The 12,647-nt window shown below is 75.0% G+C and carries 10 protein-coding genes; 9 read left to right on the top strand and 1 reads right to left on the bottom strand.

From position 1 onward, the window contains the following. Positions 1–23: 23 nt before the first annotated feature. The 9 genes from mutL to V4F39_RS00210 all read left to right on the top strand — a co-directional run bounded on the left by mutL (position 24) and on the right by V4F39_RS00210 (position 11,871). On the top strand, positions 24–1,913 hold the full coding sequence (gene mutL, locus V4F39_RS00250; protein ID WP_332287212.1) for a DNA mismatch repair endonuclease MutL: 1,890 nt from the start codon (positions 24–26) through the stop codon (positions 1,911–1,913). 148 nt (positions 1,914–2,061) lie between these two features. Further along, complete coding sequence (locus V4F39_RS00245) at positions 2,062–2,658, top strand: DJ-1/PfpI family protein (RefSeq protein ID WP_332287211.1); 597 nt, start codon at positions 2,062–2,064, stop codon at positions 2,656–2,658. A 142-nt stretch (positions 2,659–2,800) separates the two neighbouring features. Continuing rightward, on the top strand, positions 2,801–3,676 hold the full coding sequence (locus tag V4F39_RS00240; protein ID WP_332287210.1) for an alpha/beta hydrolase: 876 nt from the start codon (positions 2,801–2,803) through the stop codon (positions 3,674–3,676). A 67-nt stretch (positions 3,677–3,743) separates the two neighbouring features. After that, complete coding sequence (locus V4F39_RS00235; protein ID WP_332287209.1) at positions 3,744–5,339, top strand: pseudouridine synthase; 1,596 nt, start codon at positions 3,744–3,746, stop codon at positions 5,337–5,339. A 19-nt stretch (positions 5,340–5,358) separates the two neighbouring features. Then, the gene (locus V4F39_RS00230) at positions 5,359–6,582 is read left to right on the top strand and encodes a Bcr/CflA family efflux MFS transporter (protein ID WP_332287208.1); all 1,224 of its coding nucleotides are present in this window, start codon (positions 5,359–5,361) and stop codon (positions 6,580–6,582) included. Then, positions 6,579–7,520 carry a tRNA (adenosine(37)-N6)-dimethylallyltransferase MiaA gene (gene miaA, locus V4F39_RS00225; protein ID WP_332287207.1) on the top strand — a complete coding sequence of 314 codons (942 nt, stop codon included), beginning with the start codon at positions 6,579–6,581 and terminating at the stop codon, positions 7,518–7,520. The genes V4F39_RS00230 and miaA overlap by 4 nt, the downstream gene beginning before the upstream one ends. A 4-nt stretch (positions 7,521–7,524) precedes the next feature. Beyond that, complete coding sequence (locus V4F39_RS00220) at positions 7,525–8,175, top strand: ABC transporter ATP-binding protein (RefSeq protein WP_332287206.1); 651 nt, start codon at positions 7,525–7,527, stop codon at positions 8,173–8,175. Between the two features lie 22 nt (positions 8,176–8,197). Next, complete coding sequence (locus tag V4F39_RS00215; RefSeq protein ID WP_332287205.1) at positions 8,198–10,747, top strand: FtsX-like permease family protein; 2,550 nt, start codon at positions 8,198–8,200, stop codon at positions 10,745–10,747. Continuing rightward, positions 10,744–11,871 carry a lipocalin-like domain-containing protein gene (locus tag V4F39_RS00210; protein WP_378235161.1) on the top strand — a complete coding sequence of 376 codons (1,128 nt, stop codon included), beginning with the start codon at positions 10,744–10,746 and terminating at the stop codon, positions 11,869–11,871. Before V4F39_RS00215 ends, V4F39_RS00210 begins: the two co-directional genes overlap by 4 nt. Here the strand turns inward: V4F39_RS00210 and V4F39_RS00205 are convergent. Continuing rightward, positions 11,826–12,641, bottom strand: coding sequence for a GGDEF domain-containing protein (locus tag V4F39_RS00205; protein WP_332287204.1), 816 nt, complete (start codon positions 12,639–12,641; stop codon positions 11,826–11,828). The two genes, V4F39_RS00210 and V4F39_RS00205, sit on opposite strands and share 46 nt — an antisense overlap. Positions 12,642–12,647 lie beyond the last annotated feature (6 nt).

Raw genomic sequence — 12,647 nt, 5'->3', positions numbered from 1 at the left:
GGCGCGCTTCCTAGAATGCCGGCATGAGCGCCGTCCCGTCTGCCCTGCCCCGCCGCCCGATCCGCGAGCTGCCCGATGAACTGGTGAGCCAGATCGCGGCCGGCGAGGTGGTCGAGCGGCCGGCCTCGGTGGTGCGCGAGCTGGTCGACAACGCCCTCGACGCAGGGGCCACGCAGGTCGCCGTCAAGCTGGTGGCGGGCGGCGTGCGCAGCATCGTGGTCGAGGACGACGGCGCCGGCATCGAGGCTGCGGAGCTGCCGCTGGCGCTGCGCCGCCACGCCACCAGCAAGATCGGCTCGCTGGTCGACCTGGAAAGCGTCTCGACCATGGGCTTCCGCGGAGAGGCGCTGGCCGCCATCGCGTCGGTGGCGGATGTCTCGCTGCTGAGCCGCACCGCCGGCGCGGCCCATGCCGTGCGGCTCGATGCTCGCTCCGGCGAATTGGGGCCGGCCGCACGCGCGGTGGGCACCAGCGTCGAGGTGCGGGAGCTCTTCTTCAACACGCCGGCGCGCCGCAAGTTCCTGAAGACCGACGCCACCGAACTCGCGCACGCCGTGGAAGCCGTGCGCCGCCACGCGCTGGCGCGGCCCGACGTGGGCTTCTCGGTGTGGCATGAAGGCCGGCTCGTCGCGCAATGGCGTGCCGCGGGCCTCGACCAGCGCATCCAGGACGTGCTCGGCGAAGACTTCATCGACGGCAGCCGCAGCGTGGAGCACAACGCCGGCCCGCTCGCGCTGCAGGGGCGCACGGGGCTGCCGGAGATGTCGCGCGCCCGCGCCGACCAGCAGTACGTCTTCGTGAACGGCCGCTACGTGCGCGACCGGCTGATCGCCCACGGCATACGTTCCGCCTACGAGGACGTGCTGCACGGGCAGCGCCAGCCCGCCTACGTGCTTTTCGCGACGATCGCGCCGGAGCTGGTGGACGTGAACGTGCATCCGACGAAGATCGAGGTGCGCTTCCGCGACGGCCGCGCGGTGCACCAGGCCGTGCGCCGCGCGGTCGAGTCGGCGCTGGCGGTGTCGCGCGCCGGGCTGGCCGCCGAGGCTGCCGCGCAGGCGCCGCTGCAGGCGAACCCCGACGCGCAGGCCGGGAGGCCCGCAGGGACACCCCCTTCGTCCTGGAGCGGCGGTGCCGACAGCAGCCATCCGCCGCGCATGCCGCGCAGCGACGGGCCGGCACAAGGCGCGCTGGCCTTGCAGCATGCCGCGCTGCTGTACGCGCAGGAGCCTGCGCCGGCCTGGCGCCCCGCGGCGCCGTTCGCCGGCCAGGCGGACGAGACCGCCGGCGCGCCGCCGCCGGCCCACGCAGTGCACGCAGAGGCCGGCGAATGGCCGCTGGGCCGGGCGATCGCGCAGATCGCCGGCGTCTACGTGCTGGCCGAGAACAGCCAGGGGCTGGTGATCGTCGACATGCACGCCGCGCACGAGCGCATCGTCTACGAGCGGCTGAAGGCCAGCATCGGCGCCGCGTCGCTGGAGTCGCAGCCGCTGCTGATCCCCGCGAGCTTCGCTGCCTCGCCCACCGAGATCGCCACCGCCGAGACGCAGCGCGACACGCTGCTCGAACTGGGCCTCGACATCACGCCGCTGTCGCCCGGCGTGCTGGCGGTGCGCGCCCGGCCGGCCGCGCTGGCCGGCGGCGACGCGGTGGCGCTCGCGCGCTCGGTGCTGGCCGAGCTCGGCGACGTCGGGGCCACGCAGGTGCTCCAGCGCGCCCGCGACGAGATCCTCGCCACCATGGCCTGCCACGGCGCGGTGCGCGCCAACCGGCAGCTCACCCTCGACGAGATGAACGCGCTGCTGCGCGACATGGAGCGCACCGAACGCGCCGACCAGTGCAACCACGGGCGTCCCACCTGGCGCCAGCTGACGATGCGCGAGCTCGACGGGCTCTTCCTGCGCGGCCGGTAACAACATTGCTGCACAGCAACATCATGAGGCGTCGGCCTACAAGCCTCCGCGCAGCACCCCGACATCCTGGCTGACGGCGCTCCCCTAGCCTTGCGGCATCGCGTCGAACGCACGACGCCACAAACCACGCAAGGAGTGACAGAGCGCCATGAACACCGACACCACGACCCGCACCTCGACGACCGCCACCGCCGCCGCCCAGGCCGCGGCGCTGCACGGCGCGGCGGCGGGCCCGCATCGGCCCTGGCGCGTGGCGATGCTCATCGATGACGGCGTCGACGAACTGTGCGTCGCCCGCCTGATTGCCGAACTCGATCGCGAGGGCGCCCAGGTGCGCCTGGTGGCGCCCCACATCGCCCCGGTGACGACGCAGCTGGGCGGGATGCTGTCTCCGGACCACGCGGTCACCGAGACCACCGCGGCGCGCTTCGATGCCGTCTGTGTTCCCTCGGGCGTGCAAAGCGCGGAAACGCTGCAGACCGACGAAGCCACGCTGCGCTTCGTGCAGGGCGCCTACGACCTGGGCAAGACCGTGGCCGCCACCGGTGCCGGTGTGCAGTTGCTGCAGGCCCTGGGGCTGCAGGTCGAGGGGGGCGAAGCCCTCGACGAACCGGAACCCGGCCTGCTCGTCGGGCATGGCGAGCACTGCACGCTGGCCAACTTCGGTCGCCGCATGGCCAAGCGGCTCAGCCGCGAGCCGCACCGCTCGGTGATGCGGGGCGCGCCCTGCAGGCTGGCCGCCTGAAGCCTCCCCACATCGCCGGAACGCCGGACGCCTGCCGCAAAGATGTTTCGGCAGTGCAAACCGAGGCAGATTTCCGGTAGGGCCGCGGGCCATCGGCCCGGGTGCGCACCGCCAGGCACGCCCTGTGCAAGCATCGCGCCCCATGCGCCAGGTTGTTTCGAGGCTGGGCCGCCACGGGCTCGCCAAGTTGTTCGCATTGCTGCTGGCGGCCTGCGTGGCCGCGGGTTGCGCATCGCTCGATGCGCAGCAGCGAACGTGGATCTTCCAGCCCATGGAGGGCACCTGGTGGGGCGGCGAGCTCGAGGATGCCGAACTCCAGGACGTCTGGATCCACTACACACCCTCGAGCGGCTGGCGGGCCGACCAGCCGGTGAAGTTGCACGGGCTGTGGCTCGCCCAGGCGCGCAGCGACGCCCCGGTGCTGCTGTACCTGCACGGCGCGCGCTGGGATGTGCGCGGCAGCGCCAACCGCATGCGCCGCATGCACGACCTCGGCTTCTCGGTGCTCGGCATCGACTACCGCGGCTTCGGCCGCAGCACGGCCGTGCTGCCCTCCGAAAGCATGGCCTACCAGGACGCCCGCGCCGCCTGGGACTGGCTGGCCCGCCAGCACCCTGCGGCACGCCGCTTCGTCTTCGGCCATTCGCTGGGCGGGGCCATCGCGGTGCATCTGGCCCAGGAGGTCGACGACGCGTCCGGGCTGATCGTCGAGAACACCTTCACCTCCATCCGCGACGTGTTCAGCACGATGCGCTGGGGCTGGCTGCCGCTCGGGCCGCTGATCACGCAGCGCTTCGAGGCCGGCGACCGGATCGCCGACGTCAAGGCGCCAGTCCTCGTGGTGCATGGCAGCGACGACCGGCTCATCCCGCCGGAACTCGGCCGCGCACTGTACGAACGGGCCCGCGGGCCGAAGCGCTTCGTGCTGGTCGATGGCGGCTCGCACCACAACACGAACGACCTCGGCCAGCCGCAGTACCGCGAAGCCATCGCCGAGCTGTTCGGCCTCACCCTTTAGGGCACCGGCACGGGGCCGGCGTGGTCCAATCGGCCTCCTGCAGGCCGCTTTCCGGCCGCCGATCACCATGGCCACCCTCAAACTGAAGAACAAGCCGGCGCCGTCCGGTCCCGGCGAAGGCCGCTCGCGTACGCCGCTGCGTGCCGCCACCGCCCCCCGCCGCCAGCGCACCCTCGCCGAGGCGCAAGCCGAGCGGGCCGCGCGTGAAGAGGCCTTCCGCGCCCAGGCGCCCGGCCGGCCGCCGCGCGGCGGCGAAGGCCCCCGCGGCAGCGAGGACCGTCCCCGTCCGCCGCATCGCCGCGATGCACAGCCGTATGGCGATCGACCCCGACGGGATGCCGCCGGCGACGACCGGCCCCGGCGCGAGGGACCCGGGTCGGATCGGCCCGGGCAGGACCGGCCCCGCCGCGATGCGGCCGGCGCGGACCGCCCCCGCCGCGACCCTGCCGGCAGCGACAGGCCGCGGCGCGACGCACCCGGCGGCGACCGGCCTCGCCGCGACGCCGGCAGCGGCCCCTACCCGCGCCGTGATGCCGCGCAGGGCGACCGTCCGCGCCGCGACACGATGGAAAGCGGGCACCGCCCCCCGCGCCGCGATGCCGGCCCGGACGAGCGCGGGCCCCGCATGCAGCGCGACGAACGCGGACCGCGCATGCAGCGCGACGAGCACCCGCCGCGCGGCACCTCGAGCTGGCCGGGCGAACGGCCTTCCGGCGCCCGCCCGCCGCGCGACGCCTGGCAAGGCCGCCCGGAACGCCCCGAGCGTGGCACCCGCCCCGACAGCCCGCCCGACCGCCGCGCCGGCCCCCGGCCCGATCGCCCGTCGAACCGGCTGCCGCCCGCCACCAGCCGCCCGCCGGAACGCGGCGCACGCCCGCCCAAGCCGGCGCCGGGGGCCACGTCGCCGCGTGCGGCGGAAGGCGATCGCCTGTCGAAACGGCTCACCGCGATGGGCGTGGCCTCGCGGCGCGAGGCCGACGACTGGATCGACGCCGGCTGGGTGCGGGTCGACGGCCGGCTCGCCGTGCTCGGCCAGCGCGTGGGGCCCGACGCCCGCATCGAGATCGACCCCGCCGCGCACCGTGAACAGGCGCAGCGCATGACCGTGGTGCTGCACAAGCCCATCGGCTACGTCAGCGGCCAGGCGGAAGACGGCTACGAACCCGCGGTGGTGCTGGTCAAGCCGGAAAACCGCTGGATCGAGGACCGCTCAGGCATCGCCTTCCACCCCGGCCACCTGCGCAGCCTGGTGCCCGCCGGGCGGCTCGACATCGATTCCACCGGCCTGCTGGTGCTCACGCAGGACGGCCGCGTCGCCAAGCAGCTGATCGGCGAGGACTCCAACATCGAGAAGGAGTACCTGGTGCGCGTGGAGTACGTGGGCACCGCCCCCGACGGGCGCCTGCCCGAGGCCGACCTTGAGCGCCTGCGCCACGGCCTGTGGCTCGACGAGGTGAAGCTGCAGCCCGCCAAGGTGAGCTGGCAGAACGAGGACCAGCTGCGCGTCGTGCTGCGCGAAGGCCGCAAGCGCCAGATCCGCCGCATGTGCGAGGCCGTCGGCCTGAAGGTGGTTGGGCTGAAGCGCGTGCGCATCGGCAGCGTCGTGCTGGGCCAGCTGCCGCCGGGGCAGTGGCGCTACCTGCGCCGCGACGAACGCTTCTGACAAGGGCGCCACCGAACCGATGAGTGCTTCTCCGCCGCGCACCGCGGTGCTGGCGCCGCTGGTGGCGGCCACGCTGCTGGCGCTCCTGCTGGGCCTGCAACCGCTCACCACCGACCTCTACCTCCCCGCGCTGCCCACGCTGGCCCGCGACCTGGGCGCCGGCATGGTGAGCGTGCAGCTCACGATGTCGGCGCTGATCCTCAGCTTCGGCGTGGCGCAGCTGTTCTGGGGGCCGGTGGCCGACCGCTTCGGCCGGCGGCCGGTGTTGCGCGTGTCGCTCGCGTGCTTCGCCGCGGCGAGCATCGGCGCCACGCTCGCCCCGGCGATCGAGGTGCTCGTCGCGTGGCGCATCGCCCAGGGAGCCTGCCTGGCCGCCGCCGTGGTGTGCGCGCGCGCGATGGTGCGCGATCTCTACGAGCCGGCCGAAGGCGCCCGCGTGATGTCGCTGGCGCTCTCCGGCCTGGGGGTCATCGCGGTGACCGGCCCGGTCGCCGGCGGCCTGCTGACGGCCGCCTTCGGCTGGCGCAGCACGCTGGCCGCCGTCGCCCTGTTCGTGGGCGGGGTGCTGGTCTTCGTCTGGCGCACGCTGCCCGAGACCGCGCGCTCGCTCAACCCGCGCGCGATGCATCCGGGGCCGTTGTCGCGCACGGTGCGGGAGGTCGGATCGAACCCCACCTTCGTCGCATGGACGGCGCTCACCGCCTCGACCTACGGCGGGCTGTTCCTCGTGCTGTCGTCGTCGTCCTTCGTCTACATCGAGGTGCTGGGCTTCACTGCCGCGCAGTACGGCCTGGCGCTGGGCTCGGGCTCGGTGGCCTACGTGCTCGGCACCTTCGTCTGCCGCCGCTGGCTGGTGCGCCACGGCCTGACGGGCACCGTGCGCCGCGGCGCCTTCTTCACGCTGGCCGGCGGCGTGGGCATGGCAGCCTTCGCCGCGGCGGGCATGCAGGCACCGCTGGCGGTGCTGCTGCCGCACTGGCTGTACACCTTCGGCCACGGCATCCACCAGCCGTGCAGCCAGACCGGCGCCGTGGGCCCCTTCCCGCATGCCGCGGGCGTGGCCGCGGCGCTGGCCGGCTTCGTGCTGGCGCTGGTGGCCTTCTCCGTCGGCCTGTGGCTGGGCCAGGCGATCGACGGCACGGTGCGGCCGATGGCCTACGGCCTCGGCGTGTGGGCCGTGCTGACGGCCGCTGTCGCCTGGACGCTGGTGCAGCGCCACGGCGTGCTGAAGGAGCGCCGGTGACCACGCCGGCCTGGATCGGCCTGGCCGGCCCCACGGCCTCGGGCAAGACGGCCGTCGCCCTGGCGGTGGCCGAGGTGTTGCCGATCGAGATCGTCAGCGTCGATTCCGCGCTGGTGTACCGGGGCATGGACATCGGCACGGCCAAGCCGAGCGCCGCGGAGCAGGCCCGCGTGCCCCACCACCTGATCGACCTGATCGACCCGCGGGAGGCCTACTCCGCCGCCCAGTTCGCCTCCGACGCGCAGCGGCTGATCGGCGAGATCCGCGCCCGCGGGCGCTGGCCGCTGCTGGTGGGCGGCACGATGCTGTACTTCAAGGCGCTGGTGGACGGGCTTGATCCGCTGCCGGCGGCCGACCCGGCAGTGCGCGCCGCCCTCGATGCCGAAGCACTCGAACGCGGCTGGCCCGCGCTGCACGCCGAGCTGGCGCAGGTCGACCCGGCCAGTGCCGCGCGGCTGCCGCCCGGCGACACGCAGCGCATCCAACGCGCGCTCGAGGTCTGGCGCGCAACCGGCCGGCCGCTGTCGAGCTACCACCGGTCGGGGCAGCGCAGCACCCCGCCGGCCGGCATGCTGGTCGCGCTGGAGCCCGCCGACCGCGCGTGGCTGCATGCCCGCATCGCGCAGCGCTTCGACCAGATGCTGGCCGACGGCTTCGTCGACGAGGTGAAGGCGCTGCGCGCACGCGGCGACCTGCACGCGGCGCTGCCGTCGATGCGCTGCGTTGGCTACCGCCAGGCCTGGGAGTGCCTGGAGGCCGGCGACCTGTCGCCGCTGCGCGAGCGCGGCATCGCCGCGACGCGCCAGCTCGCCAAGCGCCAGCTGACCTGGCTGCGCGGCATGCCGGCACGCCGGGTGGTCGCCTGCGATGCGCCGGGCGCGACGGCCGAGGCCGTGGCCACGATCCGCACGCTCGCAGCGTGCGCCGGGGTGGGCTGACACGATGCTGCGCGTCGAAGGCCTGGCACGGCGCTACGGCGAGGCCGCGGTGTTCGAGCAGGTCGCGTTCGGGGTCGCGCGCGGCGAGATCGTCGCGGTGCTCGGCGAATCGGGGGTCGGCAAGTCGACGCTGCTGAACTGCATCGCCGGGCTCGACGCGCCCGATGCCGGCCGCGTGCTGCTGGACGACACCGACGTCACCGCCCTGCCCGAGGCCGCCCAGGCCCGCTGGCGCCGGGCACGGCTGGGCTTCGTGTTCCAGGCCTTCCATGTGCTGCCGCACCTGAGCGTGGCGGACAACGTCGCGCTGCCGCTGCTGCTGCAGGGCGCACGCGACGACGGCCGCGTCGCGGCGATGCTCGAGGAGGTCGGCCTCGCCGGGCTCGGCGGGCGGGCGCCCCGCACCTTGTCGGGCGGACAGCTGCAGCGCGTGGCGATCGCGCGGGCGCTGGTGCACCGGCCGGCGCTGGTGCTCGCCGACGAACCCACCGGCAACCTCGACCCGGAGACCGCCGAGCGTGTGATGGACCTGCTGGCCTCGCAGGTGCGGGCACAGGGTTCGGCCTGCGTGCTGGTCACCCATTCCGCCACCGCGGCCGCGCGCGCCGACCGCCGGCTGCGGCTCACGCCGCACGGCATCGAGCCGGCGGCCTGAACGCCCGGGCACGGAGACCGGCATGGCCCACGCCGCCCCTGCCTGGCGCCTGCTGGCGACGATCAGCCTGCCGGACTGGCGCGCGCACCCGTGGCGGCACGCGGTTGCGCTGCTCGCGGTGGCGCTCGGCGTGGCGCTGGCGTTCTCGGTGCACCTGATCAACACCTCGGCGCTGTCGGAGTTCTCGGCCGCCGTGCGTGCCGCCAACGGCGAACCCGACCTCGTGCTGCGCTGCGCCGTGCGCGAAGGCTGCGACGACCGTTCGCTCGACCGCATCGCCCGGACGGACGGCGTCGAGGTGGCCAGCCCCGTCGTGGAGATCGACACCTACGCGCTGCCGGCCGGCGGCGGTGCACGGCTGGCGCTGTCGCTGCTCGGCATCGATGCCCTGCAGGTCGCCGCCGTCGCCCCGGCCCTGCTGCCCCGGCCTGCGGAGGAGGTGGCCCGCGGCCGCCGCACGGCTTTCCTCGATCCGGACCTCGTCTTCCTGAACCCGGCCGCGCTGCAGCGCCTGGGCCTGAAGCCGGGCGATGCGCTGCGGCTGCAGCATGGGCTGCGCACGCTGACGCTGACGGTGGCCGGCAGCGTGGCCGCGGGCGGCGGCCCGCTGGGGGTGCTCGACATCGCCGGCGCGCAGGCGCACTTCGGCATGCTGGGCCGGCTCTCGCGCATCGACCTGCGGCTGGATCCCGGCGTCGCCCCCGCAGCCTGGCTGCCGCGGCTGGCGCTGCCGCCCGACCTGGTGCCGGCAGCGGCGGACGACGCGGCGCAGCGGGTGTCGAGCCTGTCGCGCGCCTACCGCGTGAACCTCACCGTGCTGGCGCTGGTGGCGCTGTTCGTCGGCGGCTTCCTCGTCTTCTCGGTGCTGGCGCTGTCGGTGGCGCAGCGCACGCCGGTGTTTGCCCTGCTCGGCGTGCTGGGGCTCTCTGCCGCCGAGCGGCAGCGGCTGGTGCGGCTCGAATGCCTGCTCGTCGGCGTCGTCGGCAGCGTCTCGGGCCTTGCACTCGGCACGCTGATGGCGCAGGCCGCGCTGCGCTGGCTGGCCGGCGACCTGGGCGGCGGCTACTTCCCCGGCGTGGCGCCGCCGCTGGCGTTCTCCTGGCCCGCGGCGGCGGCCTTCGGGGCGCTGGGCGTCGTCGCCGCGATGGCCGGCGGCTGGGCGCCGGCGCGCCAGGCGGCTGCGCTGGCCCCCGCGCAGGCCTTGAAGGGCCTGGGCGGCGCGCACGGGCTGGCGCCCTCGGCGTGGCGGCCGGCCCTGCTGCTGTGCGCCGGCGGCCTGCTGGCGCTGGCGCCGCCGGTCGCCGGGCTGCCGCTGGCCGCCTATGCGTCCGTCGCCGCCCTGCTGCTCGGCGGCATCGCGTGCGTGCCGCTGGCCGTCGGAGCGGTGCTGGCGCTGCTGCGGCCGCGCCGCTCGCCGCTCGCGCTGCTGGCCGTGGAACGGGCGCGCCACGAACGCTCGGCCGCCGCCGTGGCCGTGGCGGGCGTGGTGGCGAGCCTGAGCCTGGCCGTCGCGCTGACGGTGATGGTGTCGAGCTTCCGCGAAGGCGTGTCGCAATGGCTCGACAGCGTGCTGCCGGCGGACTTGTACGTGCGCACGGCGGCCAGCAGCGCGGCGAGCGACCAGGCCTTCCTGCCGCCGGGCTTCGTCGAGGCCGCGGCGCAGGTCGAGGGCGTCGCACGGTGGCAGGCGCTGCGCGTGCGCCCGATGTCGCTGTCGCCCGAGCGGCCCGCCGTCAGCCTGATCGCACGGCCGCTGGACACCCCGGCGCAGCAGCTGCCGATGATCGGTGCGCCAAGGGCCCCCACCCCCGGCGAGACCGGCGTGTACGTGAGCGAGGCGATGGTGGCCCTGTATGGCGCGGAGCCCGGCAGCCTGCTGCGGCTGCCGCTGGGCGCGCCCGGCGCCGCGCCGGGCCTCGAGGTGCGGGTGCTGGGCGTGTGGCGCGACTACGCACGGCAGTTCGGAGCGGTCGCGATGGACGCGGCGGCCTACCAGCGCCTCACCGGCGACCGGCGCGTCAACGACCTGGCCCTCTGGCTCGCACCGGGCGCCAGCCTCGAGGCGGTGCAGGCCGCACTGCGTGCGCAGGCGGCGGAGCCGGACCTGATCGAGTTCGCGGTGCCGGCGCAGATCCGGGCGATGTCGCTTGCGATCTTCGACCGCAGCTTCGCGGTGACCCGCTACCTGCAGGCGCTGGCGATCGGCATCGGGCTCTTCGGCATCGCGGCGAGCTTCTCGGCGCAGGTGCTCGCCCGCCGCCGCGAGTTCGGGCTGCTGGTGCACCTGGGCTTGACGCGGGCGCAGGTGATCGGCGTGGTGGCCGGCGAAGGCGCGGCCTGGACGGCCGCCGGCGCGCTGGTCGGCCTGGCGCTGGGCCTGCTGGTGAGCGTGGTGCTGGTGCACGTCGTCAACCCGCAGAGCTTCCACTGGACGATGGCGCTGGTGCCGCCCTGGGGCCGGCTGGCCGCGCTGTGCGCCGCGGTGCTGGCCGCGGGCAGCATCACCGCTGCCTTGAGCGCGCGGGCGGCCGCCTCCGGCGATGCGGTGCGCGCCGTGAAGGAAGACTGGTGAGGCGGCGCGCGTGGCTGCAGTGCCTGGGCCTGGCCGGGCTGCCCGGCCTGGGCCTGCCGGCGTGGCCTGCGGACGCTGCGGCTGCGGGCACCGGCATCGGCCCCAGGCCGCTGGTGTTTCCGCGCGACTTCGGCGCCCACCCCGAGACCCGCACCGAGTGGTGGTATGCCACCGGCTCGCTGCAGGCGGCGCCGGGCGACGCGCCGTTCGGCTTCCAGCTCACGTTCTTCCGCTCGCGCACCGATTTGGCCACGCGCCACCCCAGCCGCTTCGCCGCGCGCCAGCTGCTCTTCGCCCATGCGGCCGTGACCGACCTGGCGCAACGGCAGCTGCGCCATGCCGAGCGCATCGCCCGGTGGAACGGCGAGGCCGACGCCGGCCTCGCGGCGGCGGCGGTGGCCGACACGGACGTCGGCCTGGCCGGCTGGCGCTTCGTCCGCGAAGGCCCGCCCGGCGCCAGCGTCTACCGCGCCCGGCTTTCAGACCGCCCCGCGGGCTTCGGCTTCGACCTGGCCCTGCGATCCACCCAGCCCGTGCTGCTGCAGGGCGAGGCGGGCTGGTCGCGCAAGGGGCCGGAGGCTGCGCAGGCGAGCCACTACTACTCGCAGCCCCAGCTGGCGGTCAGCGGCACCCTCGTGCGCGATGCCCGCCGGCTGCCGGTGACCGGCACCGCCTGGCTGGACCACGAGTGGAGCGAGACGCTGATGCATCCGGAGGCGGTCGGCTGGGACTGGATCGGCATGAACCTCGACGACGGGGGCGCCCTCACCGCTTTCCAGCTGCGCAAGGCCGACGGTTCGGCCATCTGGGCCGGCGGCAGTTACCGCGCGCGGGGCGGCGAGGTCCGCGCCTTCGGGCCGGGCGAGGTGGCCTTCGTGCCCGGCCGCACCTGGACCAGCCCGGCCACGCGCAGCCGCTATCCGGTGCAGTGGACCGTCGCCACGCCGGCCGGCCGCTTCGAGGTGCGCGCGCTGCTCGACGCCCAGGAACTCGACAGCCGCGCCTCGACCGGCGCGATCTACTGGGAAGGGCTGAGCGACCTCCACGAGGCCGGCAGCGGCCGGCGCGTGGGCCGCGGCTACTTGGAGATGACGGGCCGCGCCTCGCCGCTGCGCCTGGGCTGAATCGGCGCGGCACGCACGCAGTTGCGGCCGGCCGCCTTGGCGGCGCCGAGCGCATGTTCGGCATCGAGCATCAGCGCGTCGAGCGAGGTGTGCAGCGCGCCCATCGACGCGACGCCGACGCTCACCGTCGTGAAGACGCTGGTGCCCTGCCAATCGAGCCGCAGTGCAGCGACGTGCTCGCGGATGCGCTCGGCCACGTCCAAGGCGCCCAGCGGATCGGTCTGCGGCAGCAGCACGACCAGCGCCTCGCCGTCGGCCCGCGCCAGCACGTCGGCCTGGCGCAGCAGGCCGCCCGTCACACGGACGATCTCGCGCAGCAACGCGTCGCCGGCGGCGTGGCCGTGCTGCTCGTTGATGCGGCGGAAATGGTCGGCATCGACCAACAGCACCGCGCCGTCCGCCTCGTAGCGGCGGCAGCGGGCCCATTCGCGCTCGGCGAGCAGCGTGAACTGGCGGCGGTTCAGCACGCCGGTCAAGTCGTCGCGCGTGGCCATGACCGTCATGCTCTGCTGCAGGGTGCGCAGCTTGTTGACCAGCGCAGCCACCAGCATGGCGAACAAGGCGCTCGCGGCGGCCGTGCCGAGGCCGGCGGCGGCGGCGAGGGGCAGGAGGTCAGTGCGCTGGAGCCCCCAACCGGCGAGCAGGGCGAGCGCCGAAGCGGCAGCGCCTGCCGCCAGGGCGACCGGCCCGGCGAAGAACCACGTGCGGGACGGCGGCACCTGGCGGTCGAGCCAGCGCATCCAGGCGGAATCGAACAGCGAATCGAGCATGGGAGC

The organism is Aquincola agrisoli (assembly GCF_036621135.1).
Lineage (GTDB): Bacteria > Pseudomonadota > Gammaproteobacteria > Burkholderiales > Burkholderiaceae_C > Aquincola > Aquincola agrisoli.
Note: the sequence above shows the minus strand (reverse complement) of the source record. Positions and strands in the feature narration are given on the sequence as shown.